Source organism: Neoasaia chiangmaiensis (genome assembly GCF_002005465.1).
Taxonomy (GTDB): Bacteria; Pseudomonadota; Alphaproteobacteria; order Acetobacterales; family Acetobacteraceae; genus Neoasaia; species Neoasaia chiangmaiensis.
Map to the genome: position 1 here is coordinate 820743 of NZ_CP014691.1, position 25895 is coordinate 846637.

General features: G+C 61.1%; 20 protein-coding genes and 1 pseudogene. 12 read left to right on the plus strand and 9 right to left on the minus strand.

Going from position 1 to position 25895, the window contains the following annotated elements:
• Positions 1-44: 44 nt before the first annotated feature.
• Complete coding sequence (locus A0U93_RS03910) at positions 45-2864, plus strand: [protein-PII] uridylyltransferase (protein ID WP_077806190.1); 2820 nt, start codon at positions 45-47, stop codon at positions 2862-2864.
• Here the strand turns inward: A0U93_RS03910 and A0U93_RS03915 are convergent.
• The gene (locus A0U93_RS03915; protein ID WP_169852691.1) at positions 2841-4625 is read right to left on the minus strand and encodes a tetratricopeptide repeat protein; all 1785 of its coding nucleotides are present in this window, start codon (positions 4623-4625) and stop codon (positions 2841-2843) included. The two genes, A0U93_RS03910 and A0U93_RS03915, sit on opposite strands and share 24 nt — an antisense overlap.
• Before the next feature lie 178 nt (positions 4626-4803).
• Between A0U93_RS03915 and A0U93_RS16120 the strand changes: the two genes are divergently transcribed.
• The 6 genes from A0U93_RS16120 (at position 4804) to A0U93_RS03940 (ending at position 11175) form a co-directional block, all read left to right on the plus strand.
• Complete coding sequence (locus A0U93_RS16120) at positions 4804-4986, plus strand: hypothetical protein (protein WP_149026863.1); 183 nt, start codon at positions 4804-4806, stop codon at positions 4984-4986.
• Between the two features lie 110 nt (positions 4987-5096).
• Positions 5097-6122 carry an L-dopachrome tautomerase-related protein gene (locus tag A0U93_RS03920; RefSeq protein ID WP_169852693.1) on the plus strand — a complete coding sequence of 342 codons (1026 nt, stop codon included), beginning with the start codon at positions 5097-5099 and terminating at the stop codon, positions 6120-6122.
• 46 nt (positions 6123-6168) lie between these two features.
• The gene (gene thrC, locus A0U93_RS03925; protein WP_077806193.1) at positions 6169-7572 is read left to right on the plus strand and encodes a threonine synthase; all 1404 of its coding nucleotides are present in this window, start codon (positions 6169-6171) and stop codon (positions 7570-7572) included.
• A 78-nt stretch (positions 7573-7650) separates the two neighbouring features.
• Positions 7651-8916, plus strand: coding sequence for a M16 family metallopeptidase (locus A0U93_RS03930; protein ID WP_077806194.1), 1266 nt, complete (start codon positions 7651-7653; stop codon positions 8914-8916).
• Positions 8913-10256: a TldD/PmbA family protein gene (locus tag A0U93_RS03935; protein ID WP_077806195.1), complete on the plus strand. Its 1344-nt coding sequence runs from the start codon at positions 8913-8915 to the stop codon at positions 10254-10256. Before A0U93_RS03930 ends, A0U93_RS03935 begins: the two co-directional genes overlap by 4 nt.
• Positions 10257-10284: 28 nt before the next feature.
• A complete protein-coding gene (locus A0U93_RS03940; RefSeq protein WP_077806196.1) occupies positions 10285-11175 on the plus strand; it encodes a Tim44 domain-containing protein in 891 nt (296 codons plus the stop codon).
• A 117-nt stretch (positions 11176-11292) separates the two neighbouring features.
• Here A0U93_RS03940 and A0U93_RS03945 read toward each other — a convergent pair whose 3' ends face one another.
• The 3 genes from A0U93_RS03945 to A0U93_RS03955 all read right to left on the minus strand — a co-directional run bounded on the left by A0U93_RS03945 (position 11293) and on the right by A0U93_RS03955 (position 14229).
• Positions 11293-12234 (minus strand): heme o synthase, encoded by a 942-nt coding sequence (locus A0U93_RS03945; RefSeq protein WP_077806197.1) that lies wholly within the window; start codon positions 12232-12234, stop codon positions 11293-11295.
• Complete coding sequence (locus A0U93_RS03950) at positions 12231-13445, minus strand: cbb3-type cytochrome c oxidase subunit I (RefSeq protein ID WP_169852694.1); 1215 nt, start codon at positions 13443-13445, stop codon at positions 12231-12233. Before A0U93_RS03950 ends, A0U93_RS03945 begins: the two co-directional genes overlap by 4 nt.
• 76 nt (positions 13446-13521) lie before the next feature.
• Entirely contained in the window at positions 13522-14229 is a 708-nt protein-coding gene (locus A0U93_RS03955; RefSeq protein WP_077806199.1) for a class I SAM-dependent methyltransferase, read from the minus strand.
• A 196-nt stretch (positions 14230-14425) separates the two neighbouring features.
• Between A0U93_RS03955 and A0U93_RS03960 the strand changes: the two genes are divergently transcribed.
• Positions 14426-14617 carry a hypothetical protein gene (locus tag A0U93_RS03960; protein ID WP_147151100.1) on the plus strand — a complete coding sequence of 64 codons (192 nt, stop codon included), beginning with the start codon at positions 14426-14428 and terminating at the stop codon, positions 14615-14617.
• Here A0U93_RS03960 and gshB read toward each other — a convergent pair whose 3' ends face one another.
• Entirely contained in the window at positions 14618-15610 is a 993-nt protein-coding gene (gene gshB, locus A0U93_RS03965) for a glutathione synthase (protein ID WP_077806201.1), read from the minus strand.
• Positions 15611-15733: 123 nt separating this feature from the next.
• Between gshB and A0U93_RS03970 the strand changes: the two genes are divergently transcribed.
• On the plus strand, positions 15734-17242 hold the full coding sequence (locus A0U93_RS03970; RefSeq protein WP_077806202.1) for a hypothetical protein: 1509 nt from the start codon (positions 15734-15736) through the stop codon (positions 17240-17242).
• On the opposite strand, the gene greB is transcribed toward A0U93_RS03970, so the two are convergent.
• The 4 genes from greB to A0U93_RS16360 all read right to left on the minus strand — a co-directional run bounded on the left by greB (position 17220) and on the right by A0U93_RS16360 (position 21399).
• Positions 17220-17714: a transcription elongation factor GreB gene (greB, locus tag A0U93_RS03975; RefSeq protein ID WP_255318296.1), complete on the minus strand. Its 495-nt coding sequence runs from the start codon at positions 17712-17714 to the stop codon at positions 17220-17222. The two genes, A0U93_RS03970 and greB, sit on opposite strands and share 23 nt — an antisense overlap.
• On the minus strand, positions 17707-18603 hold the full coding sequence (locus tag A0U93_RS03980) for an aldose 1-epimerase (protein WP_077806204.1): 897 nt from the start codon (positions 18601-18603) through the stop codon (positions 17707-17709). The genes greB and A0U93_RS03980 overlap by 8 nt, the downstream gene beginning before the upstream one ends.
• A 17-nt stretch (positions 18604-18620) precedes the next feature.
• Positions 18621-20813: an excinuclease ABC subunit UvrB gene (uvrB, locus tag A0U93_RS03985; protein WP_077806205.1), complete on the minus strand. Its 2193-nt coding sequence runs from the start codon at positions 20811-20813 to the stop codon at positions 18621-18623.
• A gap of 343 nt (positions 20814-21156) precedes the next feature.
• Positions 21157-21399, minus strand: a complete 243-nt coding sequence (locus A0U93_RS16360; RefSeq protein ID WP_169852695.1) for a hypothetical protein — start codon at positions 21397-21399, stop codon at positions 21157-21159.
• On the opposite strand from A0U93_RS16360, the pseudogene A0U93_RS17090 reads away from it, so the two are divergent.
• The 3 genes and pseudogenes from A0U93_RS17090 to A0U93_RS03995 all read left to right on the plus strand — a co-directional run.
• Positions 21398-21745 (plus strand): annotated as a pseudogene (locus A0U93_RS17090) (TonB-dependent receptor plug domain-containing protein); the annotation flags it as partial. The gene A0U93_RS16360 and the pseudogene A0U93_RS17090 sit on opposite strands and share 2 nt — an antisense overlap.
• Positions 21746-22291: 546 nt before the next feature.
• Positions 22292-24292, plus strand: coding sequence for a TonB-dependent receptor domain-containing protein (locus A0U93_RS03990; protein ID WP_373319270.1), 2001 nt, complete (start codon positions 22292-22294; stop codon positions 24290-24292).
• Between the two features lie 121 nt (positions 24293-24413).
• Positions 24414-25895, plus strand: a complete 1482-nt coding sequence (locus A0U93_RS03995) for a S10 family peptidase (RefSeq protein WP_077808316.1) — start codon at positions 24414-24416, stop codon at positions 25893-25895.

Genomic DNA, 25895 nt, shown 5'->3' on the forward strand with positions numbered 1-25895 from the left:
CGAAAACCGATCTCTACATCTGATCGCCGACCTGACGGATTTTGATGCGCGAACCCACCTCCATCGATACGCTCTCCATGCGCGACGCCCTGAAAACTTCGCTTTCGAGCGCCAGTCAGGACGGGCAGCTCTCGCGCGAGACCGCCGTCGGATTGTTCCGGCGCCATCTCGGTCGCCATCACGGTGAAATCCGACGCCTTTTCGAGACGCGTCACCTGAAAGGCGTCGCTGCCGCCAGCGTACTGGCCGGCCTCACAGACGGCGTCATTGCCTGTCTGGCCGACCTGGCGCGCGACGTGAACGGCGGCGGCGAAGAGGAACACCCTCTCTGCATCTGCGCGACAGGTGGCTATGGCGCCGGATTGCTGGCGCCGTTCAGCGATATCGATCTCCTGTTTCTGACGGTCGATCCGCTCCCGCAGACCGTCTCGGCACAGGTCGAGTACATGCTTTATTTCCTATGGGATCTCGGCTTGCGCGTCGGCCACGCGACACGCTCCATTGCCGGATGCCTGGCGGCCGCCGACGACGACCTGACGATCCGCACGACCCTGCTCGACGCCCGCCTCCTCTGGGGCCCGCGTGATCTCTTCGCCGAGTTCGGACGCCAGTTCAGCAACGTGCCCGAGCGGGCTCTGGGCTTCATCCGGCAAAAGGTCGAGGAGCGTGAGAAACGCCACAGCCGTTTCGGCGAAAACCCCCATCTGGTCGAACCGAACATCAAGGAAGGCCCTGGCGGACTGCGCGACCTGCAGACCCTGAACTGGATGGGGCGCACCGCGCTTGGCGCGACCGGACTTAATCCGGCGAACGTGCAGGACCATGTCACGCCGATTTTTGCGTCAGTCGGTCTTCTGTCGGAACAGGAGACGAACCGGGCGCGCCGTGCGTGGAATTTCTTCTGGACGGTGCGCATGCACCTCCACTACATCGCCGGCCGCGCCGACGAACGCCTTCTGTTCGACGTCCAGCCGGTGATCGGTGGACGGATGGGCTATGCCGGTCACGGCCGGCAGGCGGGTGTCGAACGCTTTATGCGGCATTACTTCCTGACGGCACGTGAGGTGCTGCGTCTGGGCTATGTGCTGGAACCCGGGCTGATCCAGTATCTCGACGGCCCGGCCCGGCCAGACGACATCCCTGACGCACTGGATGAACCGCTCACAGCGATCGGCGCGTGTCTCATCGACGGCAAGATCGCACCCGCCTTATCGAGCGACTTCACCGCATCGCCGATCGAGATGCTCGAGATGCTGCACGCCGCCAACACCCACCAGTTGGCGCTGCACCCGATCGCCATGCAGCAATTCATCCGCCACGAACGGGATGTCATGAAGCTGCGCCGAAGCCCGCGCGCCATGGCAATCTTCCTGGACCTGCTCTGCTCTCCGCCGGAGATCGATCAGCATCAGGCGCCGTCGCATGCCTTCAATGGCGCGCATTGGATGGCCCTTCTCAGCGAAACCGGGCTGCTCGGCGCGTTGCTGCCCGACTGGTCCCGTATCGTCGGGCAGATGCAGTTCGACACTTATCACATCTATACGGTTGACGTTCACAGCATCGAAGCGGTGCGCGTACTGGGGTGCATCGAGCAGGGCTCGATGGCCGATGAAATCCCCCTCGCCTACGATCTCGCACGCGACGGTCAGTCCCGGCGCGCGCTCTACGTCGCCACGCTGATCCACGATATCGCCAAGGGCCGGGGCGGCGATCATTCCGAACTGGGTTCGGAGGTCGCGCTCGAGATATGCCCTACGCTGGGCCTCGACCTGGAAGAGACGGAAACCGTCTCCTGGCTCGTGCTGCATCACCTGCTGCTCAGCCAGACGGCTTTCCGCCGCGACATCGACGATCCACGGACGATCCTCGATCTTGCCGATACGATCCAGTCTCCCGAACGTCTGCGCCTGCTGCTGCTGCTGACCATCGCCGACATGCGTGCCGTCAGCCCCACTGTGTGGAACGCCTGGAAAGCGACGCTTCTGCGCGAACTCTACACCCGCGTGGTGGAGGTTCTCGAAGGTGGCCTGGCGGCGACGGAACGCGACGGTCGTGTCGCACAGGCCAAGGAACTCGCACGCGACGGCCTCGCACGGCAAAACATGCCCGAAACGCAGATCGAACATTTCCTCGGTCTCGGCTATCCGGGCTACTGGCTCGGCTTCGACGCCGACACGCATATGCGTCACGCGCGGCTCATCACGGATACGGACGCCCATAACGCGCCGCTGACTGTCGAGGCATTGCCGATTCCAACCCGGGATGTGACGGAGATCACCATTCTCAGCGCCGACCATCCCGGCCTCTTCAGCCGGATCGCGGGCGCGCTGGCGGTCGCCAGCGCATCGATCGTGGACGCGCGAATACACACGCTGAGCGACGGCATGGCGCTCGACACATTCTGGGTGCAGGACCCTTTCGGGCGCGCCTTCGAGACACCCCAGCAACTGACGCGACTGAATGTCCTTGTCGAGCAGTCACTGGCCGGGCGGCTGAATGTCCGACGGGAGATCGAGCGCTCGGTTCAGGAACGCCGACCCGGACGACGAATGCGCGCCATCCATGTCCCGCCACGGGTCGTCGTGGATAACCGGGCATCCGACCATTATACCGTGATCGAGGTAAACGGCCGTGATCGCCCCGGCCTGCTGCACGATGTAACGGAGGCCATCAGCGGACAGTCACTGCAGATATCCTCCGCGCATATCACGACCTATGGCGTGCGCGCGGTCGATGTTTTCTACGTCCGCGACCTGCTTGGCATGAAAATCATCGAGCCACGACGCATCGCCGACATCAAGGCCGCCATCCTCGCCGTGCTGGGCAATGGGGAAACCACGTTAGCCACGGAAAATGCCGCCTGACCATGCTTTCAGTGCCGTCGTCGCCGCTTCGATAACAGGTGGCCAAGCCTGATCCGGCAAATCCGGCGTCGTGGCCTGAAACATGCGGACGCACCCATACCAGTCGGGTCCGCGCCAGCGCCAGTCGCCACCAAAGCGGTTCAGCAGCCATGTCGGGCGTCCCAGCGCGCCCGCAATGTGCGCGATCACGGTATCCACCGAAATGACGAGATCGCAGGATGCAATCGCCGCCGCCGTCGCCGCGAGCCGATCAAGCGGCATGCTTTCCATCGCCGCAGGACATTCGACGCCCTTCTGCAGGCTGAGAAAGGACGGCCCCGCCACGTTCAGCAAGGGCTCGATCGCGGCCAGCGAAAGGGACCGTCTCCTGTCGAACCGGTAGCCGGGATTACCGGCCCAGGCGATTCCGACCCGGCCCGGCACAACGGCTTGCGCACTCGCCAGATAAGGAACGGCGGAGGGAAGCTCGTCTTGGCTTAGAACATAGGGCAGGCTCAGCAAGGGACATTGCAATCCTGCCTGTCGGCCGAACCGCAAACGTTCACCCCACATGCCGTCAAGCGCCGGCATCATCGCCACGAGACCCTGAACCTCTTCCGGCATATCCAGCACCAGAGGCGCACGCATGGCGGCCTTCGGCAGGTAACGCAGGAATTGCACGATATCGCCCAGCCCCTGCTCCACCGTTATCAGGACGGGCTCGGACGTCTCCTCGCCATGCCAGGTCGGACCGGGCCGCGCCGGCTTCAGGAGTTGCAATCGCGCTTCGTAGCCGACCCATCCTTCACGCATCCGCCCGACCGCGAGGTCGAGCGTGCCGAGATTGAAACGCGCACGCACGGCTTCTTCATCCACCTGTCCATCGGCAATCCTCCGGAATAAGGCCGCTGCCTGCTCGTTCTCGCCCCATTCCGTGAGTAACGTGGCGTAATTTCCGGCGATGCGCCGATCGGCGGGCGCGATGGCAACAGCCGTCTCGAATGCCTGACGCGCCGACCGCAGATCGCCTGACGCCATGGCCACCAGACCGAGATTATTGGATGTCGGCGCCGTGGGCGGGCCCAATGTTTCCGCGCGCCGTAATGCCTGCGCGGCGGCTTGCAGATGACCAGCCTCAAACAATGCAGCGCCGTGGTTCGCATGTGCTGCCGGATCATGCGCATGGGATATCGCGAGATGGGCAAAATGTATCAGACTGGCATCGTAATGCTTTTCGGCCAGCAGGATGCTGGCGAGTTCCTGCCGATACGCCGTATCGTCCGCCGCGAGTTCGACAGCACGCTCGTAAGCCAGGATAGCGTCATCGGCCCGCCCCGCGCGCCATCGCGCTTGCCCCAATGCCGCATGGGCACGCGGATCGCGCGGTTCCAGCAGGATGGCGACGTTCAACGCCGCGACGGCTGCGTCGCCCTGCCCGGCCTCACTCAGTGCCGCGCCGAGCGTAATATGAAACCGCGCCCGTTGTGCATCGCCGGTCGTTGGCTGGGCCAATGCCTTTCCCGCCAGCGCGACGGCCTGCCCCGGCAGGTTACGGACGCGAGCGACGCAGGCCAGCCCATGCCATGCTTCCGCATGATCCGGCGCAATGGTCAGAATATTGCGGAATCGGGCTTCCGCGCCGGTCGGATCACCGCCAGCCAACAGTGCCAGCGCCGTGTCGATGGCATCACGATACTGTTGGGATGAAGCGTTGATGGCGTATCTCCAGCTTCTTATGCGCCGCAAGCAGGAAATCGCCTGCGGCGTTAAGGCTTTATTCACCGATTCCCGGTCAATCTTCCCCGACAGAATACAAAGCCAAGGATGAATATCGGTGTATGTCGAGCAAAGAACTGGCTCAATCCCAGGAATCGTTTTCGCGACCATTCGTCATGGCGCCATCGTCCGCACTCTTTCCGTCAAGCTCGCCCGCACGCTTTCGGGCCACTATATCGCCGAAATGCCAAACAACACGTGGAGCACGGAATGCATGACGCCGGAAAGCGCCATCCTCATGCACGCGGCACTCGTCTTCCCGGTTGAGATCCACGATGCACCGTGGCTTGGGAATCTCAAACCTGTCTCGCCGGACTCATATATCACCAATCTCACCCCCATTCCGGAAACCATGATCGCGGAATAGAGGGCGGCTCTTGCCTCCGAACCCGATCGGGGCGAGAAAAAAACATGTTCCCCCGCCACGGCCTCGGCCGACCTCATCGCTTGCCTTTCGGATGGACCGGTATCGTCAGTATGCGTATCGGTCTGGCTCTTCTGGCCATTTCCTCTCCCTCGGCCATGGCCGATCGGCCGTGGGAGCCTGCGGCGGCCCCTGCCAAACTGCGTTCGGACCTTCCGCTGGCAGGGTCATGGCATAGTGTTGCCACGTCGCATGGCGGGCTGATCGTCGCACAGCGGGAAGCCGTTCCGCATGACGACGCGCCGCAAGTCGTGGCGATCAACGGGACATCGCCAGCAAAGCCCTATCCGGATGGCAGTTGGTATGATGCCGCAGCGCCCGCAGAGCACAGGATTTTCTCGGCCACCGCTCTAAGCGCGGATGTGCGGGGGGATATCTGGCTGCTCGACAGCGGCGACTCGACCCGCGGGAATGCGGGCGCAAAGATCCTGCATTTCGACGGCGATACTGGGCAACTCAGGAAGGCTTGGCCTCTTCCCGCGCAGATCGTGGTGGCGAACAGCCACTTCACCGCCGTGCAGGTGCACCTGCCCTATATCTACCTCGCCGATGAGGGCCGCCCCGCCTTGGCGACACTCGATACACGCGATGGCCGGGGGCGTCGCTTCCTTGCGGACGATCCATCCTTGCGCGGGCGCCGCGCGATGATCGTCGACGGCGCACCCGTGATGCGTGACGGCCATCCGGTCGAGCGGGATGTTTCCATGCTCGCACTGACACCGGACGCGCACTGGCTTTTCTATCAACCGCCTTGCGGTCCGCTGTATCGCCTCGACACGGCCTTGCTGACCGATCCCGCCTACAGTCCTGTGGAACAACTCGACGGCATCGTGGAGTGGCGTGACACCCCTACGCTCGGCGGTCTGGCTATCGATCGAAACAATACCCTCTACCTGATCGACCGCGCCGCCGGTCGATTGCTGAGTTTTGACGCAGCACGCATGCCGCGTATCCTGCTTAGCGACCCACGCCTGACCCAGGGCGGCAATCCCGGCCTGGAAAATGCCCAGGATATGCTCGACGTGCCGGTCGGCGGCGATCATCCGGGCATTCTGCGCATTTCGCTGCCACCATCATGACAACGATACCTCCCGCGTTCGACGCAGGCGTGTTATAGGCAGGGCCATGCGCTACCGATCCACGCGCGGCGATGCGCGCCCTCGCAACTTTTCCGATATCCTGCTGGCCGGCCTCGCCGAAGACGGCGGGCTCTACATGCCTGAAACATGGCCACGTTTCTCGCCGGACGAATGGCGTGCGATGCGCACGCTATCCTATCCCGAACTGGCGGCACGTGTTATCGCGCCGTTCGCCGAAGGCGCCATCGATATCGAGACGCTGACGACTCTCTGTCGCAAGGCCTATGCCGATTTCGACCACCCGGCCGTGGCACCGCTTGTTGAAGTGGAAGACGGTCTTTTCGCACTTGAACTGTTTCATGGTCCGACCCTTGCCTTCAAGGACATGGCCATGCAGTTGCTCGGCCATCTTTTTGAGCACGTCCTGACCCAGCGGGGCGAGCGGGTCACGATCGTCGGCGCCACCTCCGGCGACACGGGCTCCGCCGCGATCGAGGCATTTCGCGGCAGCGAGCACCTGTCCGTCGCGATCCTCCATCCGAAGGGTCGCACCTCCGATGTGCAACGTCGTCAAATGACGACGGTCACGGAATCCAATATCCTCAACATCGCCATCGATGGCACGTTCGACGATTGCCAGGACATGGTGAAGGCGATGTTCGCGGATGATGCCTTCCGTAACGAGGTTCATCTCTCCGCCGTCAATTCCATCAACTGGGCACGTATCGCGGCGCAGATTCCCTACTACGTCCGCGCGGCATTGATGTTCGGCGCGCCGGACCGTCCCGTCTCCTTCGCGGTGCCGACCGGCAATTTCGGTAACGTGCTCGCCGCCTGGGCCGCGTCGCAGATGGGATTGCCCGTGCGACGTCTGTGCATCGGATCGAACCGCAACGACATCCTGACGCGCTTCCTTGCGAGCAACGACATGAGTGTGCGCGTCGTCGAACCCAGCCTATCGCCCTCCATGGACATCCAGGTGTCGTCCAATTTCGAGCGCCTCCTGTTCGAACTGCTCGATCGCGACAGCGAGGCCTGCGCGGACGTCATGACGGCGTTCCGCAAGACAGGACGCATGGATGTGCCACATCGCGCGTGGCAGCGCGCGGGTGAAATGTTCTCCGGCCTCACGTTGAACGACGAGGAAACCAGCGCCGAAATGCGCTACCTGTATGCGCAAGGCCGTTATCTGGCGGATCCGCATACCGCCATCGGCATCGCGGCGGGGCGCCGGGGAAAGGAGCCGGGCGTGCCGATGATCGTCGCCGCCACGGCGCACCCGGCCAAATTTCCGGATGCCGTTGTTGCCGCCACGGGTATCCATCCGCCTTTGCCGCCGCGTCTGGCCGACCTGTTCGAACGGTCGGAGCGCTTCGAGACATTGCCGAACGACATCGCCCGCATCGAGGCCGCCGTGCGCGCGCATCGTCTCCACGGGCACAATCGCTGACGCACGGGGTGGCATCCGTCACCCCGCATCCCCATCTGCCTGACACACTTCCCGTTCCTTCAGGAATCCGAACGCCTTATGACCGATCCAATCAATGTCACACGTTTGCCCAGCGGCCTGACCGTCGTTACCGAACGCATGGAACGCGTCGAAACCGTCTCTTTCGGCGCCTATGTTTCCACGGGAACGCGCCATGAAAGTCGGGAAGAAAACGGCGTATCCCATTTTCTCGAACACATGGCCTTCAAAGGCACCAAGCGTCGTTCCGCAGCCCGGATCGCCGAGGAGATCGAGAACGTCGGCGGCCATATCAACGCCTATACGGCACGGGAACAAACGGCTTATTACGTCAAGCTGCTGAAAGAAGATCTGTCCCTTGGCGTGGACATCATCGGCGACATTCTGACGCACAGCACTTTCGCCGATGACGAGATCGAACGCGAGCGCGGCGTTATCCTGCAGGAGATCGGACAGGCAAACGATACGCCCGACGATATCATCTTCGATCATTTCCAGGAAACGGCGTTCCCCGATCAGCCAATGGGGCGCCCCACGCTAGGGACGGAACGCCTGATTGCCGAGATGCGCCGCGACACGCTGCTCGATTATATGCAGGCGCATTATACAACGCAGAACATGGTCGTGGCGGCCGCCGGCAACCTGCACCACGAACAGGTGCTGGAACTCGTCGAAGCGCATTTTGCGGATATGCCGCAACACGCCACGCCGGCCACACGCGCCAGCCGCTACGCAGGCGGCGAACTGCGCGTCAAACGCGACCTCGATCAGGCGCATATTCTGCTCGGCTTCCCTTCCGTGGCGTATGGAACGCCCGATTTTCATGCGGTTATGCTGCTATCCACCCTGCTCGGCGGCGGTATGTCCTCGCGTCTGTTCCAGGAAATCCGCGAGCGGCGCGGACTGGTCTATTCCGTCTATGCTTTCGCGCAGCCATTCGTCGACAGCGGCCTGTTCGGCATCTACGCGGGGACGGGCGAAGCCCAGACGGCAGAACTCGTTCCCGCCGTTCTGGATGAACTCCGCAAGCTGGGCGACGGCATTGATGGCGCGGAACTTGCGCGCGCCCGGGCGCAGGTCAAATCCTCGCTCCTCATGTCGCTCGAAAGCACCGGAAGCCGGTGCGAACAGATCGCCAGACAGATGCAGATTCATGGCCGCATCATTCCCACGCAGGAAACAGTCGCCAAGATCGACGCCGTGACGGAGGCCGACATCATCGCCGCCGCCCATCGCCTGTTCCAGGGCGCGCCAACCCTGGCGACAATCGGCCCGATCGACCGGATGCCGTCACTGGCCAGCATCCGCGAGAGACTGGCAGCGTGACCACGGACAATCAGGACCGCCTTCAGGCACTGCTTTCCGCTGCACGGCGTCACGGTGCGGACGCGGCAGATGCGATACTGATCGAGGCGACGGCGATATCGACAATGTGCCGGAAAGGCGTTCCGGAAGGTCTGGAGCATTCGGAGACTGTCGGCCTCGGCATGCGCGTCTTCGTCGGCCAGCGCGCCGCGATCGTTTCGGCGTCGGCGCTGGAACCATCAGGCTTCGATGCATTCGCCGCGCAGGCCGTGGCGATGGCAAAGGTCTTGCCTGAGGATCGCTATATCGGTCTCGGCGACCCGACGCAGCAGGGCTGTTTCGATCTCGGCGCGCTTGATCTGGTCGATCGCCATGACGCACCCGACCTGCCATCCCTGCTGGCGCGCGCGAAAGTGGCGGAAGATGCCGCTCTAGGCGTCGAGGGCGTCACCAATACCAACGGCGCCTCCGCGTCATATGGCAAGATGACCGTCACGCTGGCCGACAGTGCAGGGTTTGTCGGCCAATACGCACGTACCAGCCATGGCACTGGCGTGAGCGTTCTTGCCGGTAGCGGTACGCGAATGCAACGCGATTATGCCGGTCATCAGGCCGTCCATCTGGAGGATCTCGACCCGGCGGATGCGCTGGGTCGTGAGGCCGGACAACGAGCAGTTGCCCGAATCGACCCCGGCAAGCCACGTTCGGGATCAATGCCGGTGGTTTTCGATCGACGGGTCTCGGGCACGATACTCGGGCATCTGGCCGCCGCCATCAATGGCGCAGCTATCGCACGCGGAACATCCTTTCTGGCAGCACGGCGTGGCCAGCGCATTCTTCCGTCGAATCTGTCAGTCGTCGATGATCCAACCCGCGCACGCGGCCTCCGGTCGCGCCCTTTCGATGCGGAAGGGACACTTGCGACCTCGCTATCGTTGGTCGAAAGCGGCGCTCTGAACCATTGGCTGCTGGATGGCCGCACGGCACGCCAGTTGTCGTTGCCCCCCAATGGCCGCGCCCTTCGCGGCGTCGGTTCACCGCCCTCGCCCGGCATCAGCAACCTCATCCTGATGGGCGGCGATATCGCGCTGCCCGATCTGCTGGCCGATATCGAGGAAGGCGTCTGGATCGACGAGTTGATGGGGTCGTCGATCAATGGCCTGACAGGCGACTACAGTCGTGGCGCGTCCGGCTTCATGATCCGTCATGGCGTCATTGCGGAGCCCGTCGCAGAAATGACCATTGCCGGCAATCTGACGGACATGTTCGCGCGTTTAAGGGCAGCGGACGACCTCGAGTTCCGTCGCGGGACCGATGCGCCGACCCTGCGGATCGACGACATGCATGTCGCCGGTGCGTAGATCATTGATGACGAAGGAAAGAAGGCACATGCGTCTGCCGAAGGCGTCGCTTCTCGTTCTAATGCTGGCCGCAACCAGCCTGTCGCTTCCGGGTGCGGATGCCCGGCCAGGCGGTGGCTATTCTATCGGCAGCCGTGGCGGCCGCACCTACAGCGCGCCGCCTCCGACCCGCACATCGCCATTCGCCGTGCGCCCCATGGACCGCAGCGCCGCGCAATCCGCCGCACCATATGGAACGATGGCCAATCGCCCCTATGGCGGGGCTTATAATGGCTATCCGCAGCGCCACCCTTTCATGACCGGTTTCGTTGGCGGCTTGCTGGGTGCCGGGCTTTTCGGTCTGCTGAGCGGTCATGGCCTGTTCTGGGGCTTTCATGGCCTGACATCGCTGATCGGATTCCTGTTTCAGGTCGCGATCATCGGTGCGATCGTCCTGTGGCTTCTGCGCCGTCTCGGTGGGGCATCGCGCCGCATCCCTTCCGGCTCTGTCGCATCGGGCGGCGGGAATACGACGGTGACGATCACGCCGGACGATTATCGGGCGTTCCAGCGCCTGCTCATCGATATCCAGGCCGCCTGGAGTAGCCAGAACCTGCGCGCGCTCTCAACGATGGCGACGCCGGAGATGGTGTCGATCTTCAATGAACAGTTGTCGGAATATGCCAGTCGGGGCGCTCGCAATGTCACGTCCGGCGTGCAATTCCAACAGGGCGACCTGTCCGAAGCATGGCGCGAACGCAACCTGACCTATGCGACGGTTGCCATGCGCTACAGCCTGTTCGACATTACGACCGACATGTCAGGCAACGTCATTGACGGCAGTTCAACCGAACGCCTGACCGTGACGGAGTTGTGGACATTCGTGAAGGCCGACGGTCAGGGCAATTGGGTATTATCCGCTATCCAGCAAACCGGCTGAAGCCGGCATATCGCTAGAAATGATTGAGTGCGATCACATAAAGGATCGCACTCAGCAATCCGATCCCGATCAAAAGGCCCCGGATGCGACTGCGGCGATTGATCTCACGCAGATCTCTCATGGCAGCAGCAGCCGATCTGCCAGCAAGCCCAGAAACAGGAAAAACAGGTACGCAAGGGAATAGCGAAACGCAAGTCTGGCAGGACGGTCACCAGTTTCGCTCACACCTGCTGCATCCTGCCTGTCCGTCAGAACGCGGAAGGCGAAATAGATGAACCCGAAGTCGAGCAGGCTGGCTGTTACTGTATAGATCGGCCCACACAATTTCAGAACAGACGGGACAAGCGTCACGGCCGAGAGAATGAAGGTATAAATGAGGATTTGCCAGCGCGTATGCCGCTGTCCCCGCACGACCGGCAGCATCGGGATGCCGGCGCGCGTGTAGTCCTTGCAGGCATAAAGCGAGAGCGACCAGAAATGCGGCGGTGTCCATAGAAAGACGATCGCGAACATCACGACAGGCAGGACAGCCATGTCGTTCATGGCCGCCGCCCACCCGATCATCGGTGGAAACGCACCCGCGGCCCCGCCGATGACGATATTCTGTGGCGTACGCCGCTTGAGCCACATCGTGTAGATAACGGCATAGAAGAAGATGGAAAAGGCAAGGATCGCGGCGGCAAGTCCGTTACTGGCAAGCCAGAGCACGGCCACAGAAAGTGCTGAAAGCACGACGCCATAAATCAAGGCCGAGTCAGCATTCATCCGATCGTCAGGGATCGGTCGAACGGATGTGCGCTTCATGATCGCATCGATATCGCGATCGTACCACATGTTGATCGCACCTGCCGCGCCGGCACCAATGCAGATGCACAGCATGTCGATCGCGCCCGTGACCACTGACGGCCACCGTGGCGCAACAGCCATACCTGCCGCGCCCGTGAACACGACCAGTGATATGACGCGCGGCTTGAGAAGTGCCAGCCAGTCTTTCAGCGACGATCCGACTTCCGAGAAAGCGGGACGCACCGCCATATCCATTTGCAGGTTCGCACTCATCGAACGGTACGCCGCCCGTGGCCATATCGACGATAGGCCAGCATGTTCGCGGATAACGGCAGGACGCACAGCAGGCTGAGCCCCATAGCGCCCTCACCAACCCGGTTCAATGTCACCAATGGCCAGAGCGAACACACAGTCCCGATGGCGCAGAGGGAAAAATGCAGCAAACCGAACCAGCGCGGAATATGGAGACGGGACGTTGTCTGCAACCAGCTGTAATACCCGGCAAAAACCGCGAACATGGCGCCGAAAAGAACGGCGGAATGAGCGGCCGCGTCGCCCGCTGGCATGAGCCGTAGCCCCCACCCGGCGGAGAGGAGCAACAGAGCCCCACAACTCCATATTGCCGGCCATGTGAACGCGAAGCTTTCGCGCCAGAGGAGTCGGCACCAGAGCGCCATAACGCCGATCGCGGGCGCCGCAAGCGTCACAATCTCAAGCCAGGCGGATGAACCCCCACCTGTTAGCAGGTCATGCGCCCACAGCAATGGACCGCCAACCGCGATGACCGCGCATAGGGCGACGATTACAGGCTGCGCAGCCCGGTTTCGACGCCAGAGATTATCGGCCGCTGCCCCAAACGCAGAGACGAGCGCCAGTCCGAGAAGCGGGAGATGGAATGCGTCAAGCAGTTGCGCCAACAGTTGTGTCGAGACGAAACCGTGAAGCAAAGGCCGCGTCAGAGCGCCCGCCAGCAGGGGCGCAGAGAGAATGACCGTGCACGACGCCAACAATTGGGACCAGATGAACAGCGACAGATCACGGAATGTCGTATGCCGTTCATTCAGGACGGTAATGATCGTCCCACTCGCCATTCCCACGGCACCAACCGACCACAGGCCGAGCGACAGTGCGATGGCCACAGGCCCCAGCCGGTCTCCAAGCGCCAGCAGGAATGCGGCAGCTGTCAGAACAACCCAGCTGCCGCGATCCAGACGCGGCGTCGCCATGCCCCGCACATCGAGACGAGCAGGAATGAGCCAGCGCCCCAACCCGCCGAGCAGCGCGACGGGGATGACGAATAACTCAAGCAGATATCCGTGAATAAGCGCGTTGACGCTCTGATGGGCGTCACTGCCATGACGTGAGATCAGGAAAGCCAGCGCACCACCGGCAAGGCCGGCCATCATCGCCAGTCCAAAATAAAGCGCACCGTCGGCCCAGCGGGTCGGCTGTGACGCGTCAGTCGAGCGTCTCGCCTGCGTCAAAACCTTGTCCTCTTCGTCCCGACCTCGATATTGCGTGTCGCCGGGCTTTTTCAACAGTTCGATCACATGGAAGCGATCATGCAACCATGCTTGTGGGTTTGTCTTTAATTCCCTCACGCTCCAATGTCACGAGTGTGAAGAGCCCGGCGGGCGGAACAGGCGAGATAATCGCCCGAGACAGATCCTCCGGCGGCAGCAGGGACTCCATGGCAAAATCCGGATGCCATCCGAGCGACCGGGAAGCTCGGGCCATGCCGCGCTCTACGGCGAGCCGGACGCCCTTTGTCGCCAGGAAGTGATTGACGAACAGAATATGCCCACCGGGTTTGACGACGCGCTTGAGTTCGGCAAGCAGTCGCCGCGGGTTCGGGACGACGGATGCGACAAACATCGCAACGGCGATATCGAACTCACCGTCCGCGAACGTCGTCTCTTCCGCGTCCATTTCCAGCAGGTCGTCGACATTACTGAGTTGCTGACGAACGACACGCTCCCGCGCGCGCTCCAGCATCGCTTCGGAAAGGTCGATCCCTGTGACGTGCTTGTCAGCATTGTAGAATGGCAGGGCCAGACCAGTCCCAACGCCCACTTCCAGAACGCGCTTGCCCGGCAGGTCGTTGACGGCCGATGCAGCGCGACGCCGCCCGAACGCTGAAATACCGCCGAAGACACTGTCATAAACACGCGCCCATCGCCGATAGGCCGCGATTACAGCCTCCGCATCCAATGCGGAGCGGGGTTGATGTAAATCGCACTCCGCTGCGGAATCGGCGCGGCGCAGCATGGATTTGGGTCGATTCATCAGACGTTGGTCATCCGGTGGCACATCAGCAATCCGTCTTCAGGCCCGTCGAGGGCGATATTCTGCAAACTCAAGCGAAAGCGAACTACCCCATATCGACGCAACTGGCGAGGGGCGGTTTGCATTCCATGAAATCGAGACGCTATGAATTTTTCGTTCACCCTGGATGGAGCGTCGTATGCCATTGCTTGAAATCGGAACCATCCTCATCGCGATCATCGCCTGGCCTGCCATTATCGTCGTTTATTTCTGGAAGCAGATCTCGAATTGGTATCTTGATCGCTACGAAAAAGCCGAGCCCCCCGCACCGCCGGAAAATGGCGGAAACGTTCCGCCTTTCAGTTTCGATGCGCCGAAGGATAACGAATAATCATGCATGGGCCAGTCGTTTCTCGATCGAATCCCAGATCAGTCCGGCACTATTGATGCCATTGAAGCGGTCCAGTTCCTGCAAGCCGGTCGGCGACGTGACATTAATTTCTGTCAACCAGTCACCAATGACGTCAATCCCGACGAAAATCAGGCCGTTATCTCGCAGATGAGGCCCGATCGCACGACAGATTTCCCGATCGCGATCCGTCAGACTGACGGACTCGGCACGACCGCCGACATGCATGTTCGAACGAGCCTCACCTGACGCAGGAATGCGATTGATCGCGCCGATCGGCTCGCCATCGACCAGGATGATCCGCTTGTCACCCAGTCTGACCTTCGGCTCATAGCGCTGCACCATCAATGGCTCGCGGGAACGGCTGAAATGCATCTCCAGAAGAGCCGCGAAATTCTCATCGTCCTCCCGAATGCGGAAAATACCGGTGCCGCCATTGCCGAAAAGCGGCTTGAGGATGATATCGCGATGCTTGGCGCGGAACGCCCTGATCGCAACCTTGTCCCACGTGACAAGCGTGGGGGGCATCAGTTCCGGAAAATGCATCACCAGCAGCTTCTCCGGTGCATCCCGCACGGCGCGCGGATCGTTCACCACCAGACTACGGCCGGGCCCGACGCCGTGCACATGCTCAAGCATATGGGTCGCCGTGATGTATCCCATGTCGAACGGCGGATCCTGTCGCATCAGGATGACATCGGTTTCGCCCAGATCCAGCATATGCTCTGGGCCGAACTCCGCATGCGCCCCTTCCTGACGCTGAACGCGCACGGCCCGCGCCCGTGCCGTCAGCCGGCCCGTCGCCCTTTTCTCGCCCGGCACCGCGACGCCTTCGCTCAGGCTCAGACTCTGGACGTCATACACAAAGAGTTGATGGCCCCGCCGGGACGCCTCAAGCATAAGCGCGAAAGTGGAGTCCCCATGAATATTGACGGACTCCAGCGGGTCCATCTGGACAGCGATCTTGAAGGTCATGAAAAATCGTTCCCGGAAAAGGCGGCATCGTTGCAACGTCAGTCCTGTGTATCGACTTGCCACCGGCGTCTCAATGCCCGCATCGCTTGACGTCTCCCATTGATCCCACGCATTGCTGCCGGGATGGCCGCAACCACCTCCGCGCAACGAAAATCCTGGCAGGATTACCGACAGGTCGCCGTCTGGGCGGCGGTGGCGGCGCTTTACACGGCGCTGGGTTGCCACATCGCCACGCTGTATCCAAAGACGTCCGATCAGGTGGCCTATTTCAACGCCGGAATCGCAATGGCACATGGCCATCTTCGTCTTGGTGGATGGCTCCTTACACCGCCGGATTTCTGGACATCGGACATCCCCCTTTCCGCTTCCCTGTCCCTGATATGGCGGATTCTGGGGCGCAATCAGGCCAGCCCGTTATTGCTTGCGCTGCAACCCGCACTGATGTGGACAGCACTTCTCGCCTCCGTCGGGTTCATTTTCAGGCGGCATGGTGGCGGACTGCGCGGGGGCGTCCTGATCGCCGCACTTCTGGCGGTGCCGTTATTCGCCATGGTGCCCGGCTACTTCGTCACACTCTCGGCCATTCACGTCGGAACCGTGATCTACGCCCTTTGGGCATTGCACTTCGCGGCAACCAGCCGCCGCCTGCCCTGCTTCGTCATGCTTCTCCTCGGCACGCTGGGCGATCCGCTCTGCATCATCGTCGGTGCGCTGCCGGTCATCCTGTGGGGCATCCAGCGTCATCGAAGCATGGCGATGGTGGGCTGCGGCAGCATCGCGCTGGCCGAGGCCCTTCTGGCCATCAATGCCGCCACAGGCGGGTTCACGACGGAAAAGCTGCCCCTTCGCTTCGCGCCTTTTGATTCCCTGACCCGAAACATCGTCGTGACGATCCACGATGTCCTGACCGCCTTCGGCGCGGACCTATCGAGCCTGCCCGTTTCCAGCGCGCTGCCGGAACTGGCACGATTGGGTTGTATGCTATTCGTCGCCGTCGCCACGCTGGATGTTATCAGGCGGCGGGAAAATGCACCGCTTCCCGTCCTGCTCGTGCTGGCCGCCGAGCTCGATGCCCTGGCGCTGATGGTCAGTGACCGTATCGAGCTTGAAAGTGGGTCGATCGCCACGGTGCGCTACCTGTTTCCGCTCTGGATCGACCTGACATTGCTCGCTGCCTGGCACGTCGAGCGTTACGTCGTAGCCCCCTATTTCGCCGCGGTCGCGCTGCTGCTGTCCATCTGGTCCGATCATGCGACCCTGCCCGCGCGATCCACGGGAATTGTCAGTCAGGACGATCAGGCACTCATCGCCACACTGATGCACTCCGCTCCGCCGAACGGTATCGGAAGCTGGTGGGCGTCGGACGCATTGAATATGTCGTCATTGGGTCGGCTGCATATCGTGCCCGCCATAGCAGGTCGCACGGGCCTGATGCCATTCGTGCATATCTCGCCGCCCCTGCAATTTCCCGGCAAACCGTTCTTCGTTCTGGTTCCGCATCCGGACGAGACCTACCGGAAAGACGACGCAATACAACAATTCGGTGCACCAGCGCGGCAGTTCGCCATCGGTCGATACGATGTGCTGATTTACGAAGAGCGCCGGTCGGTCAGGGATACCGAATCGCCGTGATCTCCAGCATGACCGGACCGCCCGGCGTCTGAAGCGACACCTCATCCCCCACCTGGCTGCGTAGCAATGCCCGGGCAATCGGCGAAACGAGGCTCACTTCCCCCCGCGCGGTATCCGCCTCGTCGCAACCCAGGATGGTCACGGTATGCAGTGCATCCCCTTCGTCCAGATAAGCCACGCTTGCACCGAAAAAGACGCGATCCCGCACCGGCTGCGCGGCAGGATCCACGATAACCGCCTGATCCAGCCGCTTGCTCAGGAAACGGATGCGACGATCGATCTCGCGCAACCGCCGCTTGCCATAGATATAATCGCCATTTTCCGAACGATCGCCATTGCCTGCCGCCCAGGAAACGATCTCCACGATCTTCGGGCGCTCTTCATGCAACAGTGCGTGTAATTCGGCACGCATGCGCGCGGCACCTGCCGGACTTAGATAGCGCGATAACGGCGCCGTCCCCGACTCAGCCACGGTCGTCCACGAGCCGGAACCGCATGCTGCCGGAAATACGCTGCCCCGGGGGCACGACCTGCAATCCACGTTCCAGGATTTCCGGATGATGGATGGCATCGTTCATGTTCGTCACCGGCTCGACCGCCACGAACGGTTTTTCCGGCGCCGTGAAAACGACCAGATGGCGAAACACCTCATCCGCCTCGATCACGATGCGATAACCACCATCAGGATCGTCGATCTCCGCATGACCGTTCCAGCCCGCGAAGCAGTTATCGAGATGGAGCTGACGGACCGGACGCGCCGCCGGAGCGAAGGACCACGCGCCTTCTGTCGCCACGTGCTGCGCCGGCAGACCGTCCGGACCGCTTTCCCAAACGCCCTGCGCATGGAACAACAGGGTCGTCGCATCGCTTTTGCTGAAAAATGGATGGAAGCCGAAGCCGATCGGCTGTGGCTTCTCATCCTGGTTCACCACGACGAGTTCAACATTCAGGCACTGATCGTCCAGAACGTACGAAAGAACGGCCCGATAGGCGAAAGGCCATTCCGCCTTGCGCTCATCCGTATCCGGCCGATGATCGAGCAGCAGGATGGCACGATCCGGGTCCTCCTGCACAACCTCCCAGACACGCTCCCAGGCGTTGCCATGAATGCTGTGCGGCTCCCCGCCGATATTATTCGCGAGTTCGAAATCCTGCCCGTCGAACGAGAATCGCCCCTCACCGATCCGGTTCGAATAGGGCACCAGCGGATAGGCCGCGACCCCGACACCCTGCTGCGCACGCAGGTTGGAATCGACCGTCGGCACCAGTACATCGCGATCGTTCACGCGCCAGAACGCCAGCCCGCCGCCAGTCTCCGGCAGGATTCCGACGCGGGCGTTTCCACGAGCCAGTTCTATCATATCGACAAACCTCTTCCTTATCGACGCCCACGGCGTTTCTTGGCCGGATCGTAACCGCCACCACCGGGACCAAGCGGTCGCGGCGTCTTGTCCGCTTTCGCGCGCGAGGACACGGCCACCGGCGGCGGCTCGATCCCCAGTTCCACCGCTTCGAGACGCTTGATTTCGTCGCGCAGACGCGCCGCCAGTTCGAAATCGAGATTGCCGGCCGCCTCCCGCATACGCTTCTCCAGATCCTGGATCGACCCGGCGAGCGACTTGCCGACAAATTCCTGCGTATCGCCCCCCTTGTCTGGCGTGACCGTCACGTAGTCCTGCTCGAAAATCGAGGACAGCGCATCGCCGATCTTGGTGCGCACACTCGTCGGCGTAATACCGTGCGCTTCATTCCATTCGGTCTGCTTCGCTCGGCGACGCGCGGTCTCCTCAATGGCAAATGTCAGGCTGTCCGTCATCTTGTCGGCATAAAGCAGCACATGGCCATCCACGTTACGCGCGGCGCGCCCGATCGTCTGGATCAGGGAGGTCCGGCTGCGCAGGAAGCCTTCCTTGTCCGCGTCCAGAATCGCCACAAGCGCGCATTCCGGTATATCGAGCCCCTCACGCAGCAGGTTGATGCCGACCAGAACATCGAATGCGCCAAGACGCAGATCGCGGATGATCTCGATCCGCTCCAGCGTATCGACGTCCGAATGCAGATAGCGCACCTTGATCCCGGCCTCGCCGAGATAATCCGTCAGATCCTCCGCCATCCGCTTGGTGAGCGTCGTCACCAGCACGCGCCCACCCTTGCCGATCGTCTCGCGGCATTCGGCCAGCAGATCATCCACCTGCCCCTCGACCGGGCGCACGATCGTCACCGGATCGATCAGGCCCGTCGGGCGGATAACCTGCTCGGCGAACACACCGCCCGTCCGTTCGAGTTCCCACTTACCCGGGGTGGCGCTGACGAAGATGGACTGCGGCCGGAAGGACTCCCATTCCTCGAATTTCAGCGGTCGGTTGTCGATGCAGGACGGCAGCCGGAAACCGAACTCCGACAAAATGGATTTACGCGCGAAGTCGCCGCGCTCCATGCCGCCGATCTGCGGCACCGTGACATGGCTTTCATCGACGATCAGCAGCGCGTCTTCCGGCAGGTATTCGAACAGCGTCGGCGGTGGATCGCCCGGGCCACGACCGGAAAGGTAGCGTGAGTAATTCTCGATCCCCTTACAGGCACCCGTCGTCTCGATCATCTCCAGATCGAATGTCGTGCGCTGTTGCAGACGCTCCGCCTCCAGCAGTTTTCCTTCAGCATTGAATTGCGCCAACCGCTGCCGCAGTTCGTCCTTGATGCCGATCATCGCCTGATTGAGCGTCGGGCGCGGCGTGACATAGTGCGAATTGGCATAGACGCTGATCTCGGACAGATCGGCCGTCTTGCTGCCCGTCAGCGGGTCGAACTCCGTGATCTCGTCGATCTCATCGCCGAACAGCGAGACGCGCCAAGCGCGGTCCTCGTTCTGCACCGGGAAGATATCGATCTGCTCACCCCGCACGCGAAACGTGCCGCGCTCGAATGCCGCATCGTTCCGTCGGTATTGAAGTTCGACCAGTGCCTTGATCAGTCGATCGCGGTCGATCGTGCCGCCCGCTTCCAGCCGCACCACCATCCGCGAGTAGGTTTCGACCGACCCGATGCCGTAGATGCAGGAGACGGATGCCACAATGATGACGTCGTTGCGCTCCAGCAGGGCCTGTGTGGCGGCATGGCGCATACGGTCGATCTGTTCGTTAATCTGGCTGTCTTTTTCGATATATGTATCCGACCGTGGAACATAAGCTTCCGGCTGATAGTAATCGTAATACGAAACGAAGTATTCCACCGCATTATCTGGAAAGAACTGCTTCATCTCTCCATAAAGCTGTGCCGCAAGCGTCTTGTTCGGCGCCAAAATCAGCGTCGGCTTCTGCGTCGCCTCGATCACCTTGGCCATGCTGAATGTCTTGCCGGACCCCGTCACGCCCAGCAGAACCTGATCGCGCTCCCCCTCGCCCACACCGCGTACCATCTCGGCAATCGCCGTGGGCTGGTCTCCCGCCGGTTCATATTCCGATTTGACGACAAGCTTGCGTGTCTTCGCCTTGGCGGGCTGCCGCTCAGGCTTGAAGCCTGTCAGGCGATGCTCGGTGACATTCTGGATGGTGGAACGGGCGGATGTCGACATGGATGCAGAATGGTTGTTCATGGCGGCAGTTACAAGGGAACTGCACGCGCAATCGTTCCTTCCGGATTTCCAACTTTTTGAACTCATTGGCAACAGAGGGGCCTCTGTCACACAATGTTGCCAATCCACAACATCCGATAGCAAACCTGCGCAAGCCTCGGATTTTCATTAGGCGAGCAAGATACATTTCGTTATTTTCCGGAAATGGTTCCACTTTCGAAAGAAACTCAATGTATCGGATAGGCTCTTCGCGCTGCCGTCTGCTGTTGACGACGGCCGCTGCCACAACGCTCCTCGCATCGTCCGCGCTGTGTTCAGCTGCCGTTGCCGCAACAAACGCTCGTCACACAACGCACGCGAAGACAAAAAAGCCAGTCCGAAAAGCAAACTCCGCCATCCCGGCCACCACCACTCCGGCGGCAACCAGCCCGGCGCCCAATACAACGGCGACCACGACAATCAACAACCGCAGCAACGCGAACAGCGCGGTAATCGCGAATGCTGCGGCATCTGGTTCTGCCGGCAATGGTAGCGAACAGATTACCGTCACGGGCTCTCGCATCACACAGAACAAGATTTCAGACATGTTCCCGACGACCACGGTCGACGCGGAGCAGATGCGTAAACGCGGCTACAACAATCTCGGTATGGCCCTGATGGCCGAGAACCCGGCTTTCGCAACGGCCACCAACAGTCCGGTCGGCACCCAGGGTTCATATGGCGCCGGACAATTCCTGCCCAATATGTTCAACCTCGGCGCCCAGCGTACGCTCAGCCTCGTGGACGGCATGCGCTTCGTATCCGATGCGTCTTCCTCGATGTTCGGTGCTGTGGGCGGATCGCCTGTCGATGCTTCGGTATTGCCCATGTCGATGGTCAAGAAAGTCGATACGATGGCAATCGGCGGCGCGCCGATCTACGGTTCGGACGCCATCGCCGGCACGATCAACTATCAGCTGATCGACGATTTCCAGGGCGTTCGCGTCAACGGCCAAGGCGGCTTCACCCAAAGGCGCGATGACGGCAATTATCAGCTGTCCCTGTTGACCGGCACGCATTTCGATCATGATCGTGGCAGCGTCGTCTTCGACGCGGAATGGAACCGTCAATACGCATTGCCGGTCTCGTCCCGCTCGTACTGGGCAGGGCAGAACCAGCAGGTCTATCTCCAGAACCCAAATGCGAACGGGAAATATCAATATGTTCTCGGCCGCAATTCACGCTCCACGATCTATACGACGTCCGGCATACCCGCCGTCGCTGATGGCTTGCCCACTTACCTGGGGCAGAACGACGTTGGCGTGACCAATGCGGCAGGGCAGAACCTGATTTTCAGCCACAACGGCAAGAGCCTCATCCCTTTCAATCCGGGAACGCCCAGCAGCGACGGGATCGACGCGTTCGGCGGTAACGGCTACGCCCAGAATGCCTACGGCAACATCATGTCGCCATGGCAACGTCTGAACCTGACGTCGATCATGAAATATGATTTCACGCCACACCTGCACGGAAAAATCGAAGGATTTTACCAACAGGGCGAGTCCGTCGGCGCCTCGACGAGCGGCTATTACAATACGGCACTTTTCGGCAGCGCCATGGTCGGGCCAGCCGACCCTACGACCGGCAACGCCAATGGCAACCTGGCGCTCAGCACCAGTAACCCTTACCTGACGAGCGCCGAACGCACGACAATCGTCAACGCCCTCAAGGCGAATGGGTCGCCGACCGACACATTCTATCTCGCGCGCAACAGCGCCGACTATGCACTTGACCGGTTCATTACCGATAATCGTCTGTTCCGCTTCGTGGGCGACCTGGACGGCGACTTCAATCTCGGACACCGCAATTTTGTCTGGAAGGCCATCGGCACTTATGGCCAATCCTATTCCCGGACGTTCCAGCCTGAAATCGTCACGCAGAATTACGAAAACGCGCTCGACGCAACCACCAACGCAAGTGGGCAAATCGTCTGCGCGCCCCACACCAGTTCACCGCTTGCGACCGTGTCATCGAACTGCTCCCCGCTTAACCCCTTCGGTGTCGGACAGGCCAGCAGGGCGGCCACCGATTATATCACTGCCTCGACAAGTCAGACGCAGCTCAACGCGCAGTTCGATATCATCGCCAACGTCCAGAGCAAGATCGCAACGCTGCCCGCCGGCGATATCCGGTACGTTCTCGGCTACGAACACCGCCGCGAAGGGTTCGACTTCAACCCGGGTGCATTCGAACAGGGCCAGGATATAGGTAATGGTCAGTATGCGCCCTATGGCGCCCTTATCCCCGTAATGCCGACCTCCGGCGCATACCACACGCATGAAGCGTTCGGGGAACTCGACGTACCGCTGGTGTCGCCGAAGATGCACATGGCGGGCGTTTACAATCTCGCTGCTCATGGTGCCGCGCGTTACGTCTACAACAGCGCCACGGGTGGCTTCGTCACGTATTCGGCTGGTGGCGCCTATTCGCCCACGCGCGACATAACCTTCAAGGGTAACTACACCCACGCGCTCCGTGCGCCATCCGTCATGGAACTCTATGCGCCGCGTGGCTCATCCTACGACTACGGCAACGACCCCTGCTCGACGCAGTTCATCGACTCCGGACCAAACCCCGCAACCCGCGCCGCCAACTGCGCCAAAGCCGGTATTCCACGGGGCGGCTTCCAGTCGAACATCAACAACTATACGGTGCTTGGCACAGCATCCGGCAATTCGCATCTGCGCAACGAGACGGCGAACAGCTTCGAAGGCGGCGTGTTGCTGACACCGCGCTGGGTGCCCGGCCTGTCCATCCAGTCGATGTTCACGGATGTCTTGCTGAAGCATGAGATCGTTTCGCTCGGCGTGCAGGATCTCATGGATGCCTGCTACGATTCCGCCAGCTATCCGAACGTCAATCTCAGCGGGCAGAACGTTTGCAACGCGTTCACGCGTGATTCCGCGTCTCACCAGATCACCGATTTCAACGATGGCTATTACAACATCGCCCAGTCGCATATGCAGGCGCTGCAATCGTCGCTGACATATGATCTGCCGCTACGCCGCGTTGGCCTGCCCGATACGGCCGGCGAACTGGTGACGACCGTCAATTATGTTCACTACGTCAATTATACACAGACCTATCTGGCAGCCAGCTACACGGAGTACGGCAGCACCGCCGTGCCACAGGACAACTTCACAGCCAACTTCAACTATTATCGTGGGCCATTCAACTTCCAGTGGCAGATGCAGTATTATGGAAAATCCAAATACGCGCTGAACGTCTTGAACAATGTTTACCAGAACGATACGTTCAAGCAGTATTTCATGTTCAACATGTCCGCCGGCTACCAGTTCGCACAACATTACAATGTTAATTTCTCGATGAACAACGTGTTCGATGCCAAGCCGCAATATCCTTATGTCGGCTCGTTGCAGCGTTATTACGATGCCGTTATCGGTCGCAGCTTCAATATTTCGGTTCAGGCCGAATTCTAAAATCTGCCCAGAGGCTCAACGCAAAAACCGCCTTCCCAAGGAAGGCGGTTTTTGTTTGGCTTGGCTTCGAAGCGGCCAATTGCATATTTTCAACGTAAAATCGCTTCGCTACGATGTGGATATGAAATATCCCATACGTGCAGCCCTGCTTCTGGCCCCGGCCCTTCTGACCACGCCGTCCTGGGCCGTCGACAAACCGGCGGATGCAAAGGACAGCCTCGCCGCTCTCCTGCCGGCGGATGCGGTCACGAAGCATCATCTGACGGCAGGCGGCCACGCCATCGCCTATACCGCCCATGCCGGCACCCTCACCCTGCGCGATGACGACGGTAAGCCGTCGGCCAAGGTATTCTACATTGCCTATACGCAGGACGGGGCCAACGCCGCTAACCGACCGGTATCCTTCTTCTTCAATGGCGGACCGGGTGCTGGCACCGCTTACCTCAATCTTGGTGCCGCCGGTCCGAAAACGCTGCAATTTCCTTCGGACGACTCGACAGACGGCGCCCGCGCGAAGCTGGTCGACAACCCCGATACATGGCTTCCAGCGACCGATATGGTGTTCATCGATGCCGTCGGGACGGGCTACAGCAAGCCGCTCGACCCCGCGAAGGCCGCCAAGGCCTATTATGGCGTGAAGCAGGACGCCAGCGCGTTCGCCAAGACCATCGAACTATGGGTCGGCGCCAACGCACGTCAGGCATCGCCGCATTATCTCGTTGGCGAAAGCTATGGCGGCATCCGCTCGATCCAGGTCGCCAATGCGCTGCAGGAGCAGCAGAACCTGATTGTTAACGGCATCGTCATGCTCTCGCCGGCGATCGAGATGAGCTTCCTCGACGACACGGATAATCCGCTCTCCTCAGCCATGGCCTTGCCGACTTTCATCGCCGCGCATCTCGATGAGACCCATCAGCTTTCGTCACAAACGATCGACGATGCCTATCGTTATGCGCTCGGTCCCTATCTTTCGACTCTCGCCAATACGCCGCCGCAGGGTGATGCCGCGCACCGCTTCTACGCCGAAATCGCCCAGCGCACCGGCATTCCTGAAGCCATCGTGGCAAAAGAGCGCGGTGCATTGAGCGCCATGGCCCATGACGTGCGCAGCCGGGGCGGCCGCCTCCATGGCCTCTACGACTTCACGCAAACCATCGCCGATCCGTATCCGGACGGGATTGAGAACGGCAACAGCCCGGAGATGACCCTTTCCGGCTACGGTCGCGCTTACGGCAATGCCTTCTCGGGCTACGTCGCCAACGAACTCGGCTTCCGCACCGAATTGACCTACGATCTGCTGAGCATGAAGGTGAACAGTGCCTGGAATTTCGGGGAGCCCGGCACGCCGCTCACGCAGCAGATCCCGGTCCTGCGTAAACTGCTGGCGCTCGATCCTAGCCTGCATGTGTTCATTGCCAACGGGTATTTCGACATGGCCTGCCCCTTCGGCACCACGCGCTGGACGAAGGATCATATTCCGGTCGGTGCGGATCGGGTCAGCCTGCATCTCTACCCGGGTGGCCACATGCTCTACTCCCGCCCGGCCAGCCGCGCGGCGCTATGGCATGATGTCAGCGCGTTCTACGCCGGTCAGAAGATCTGA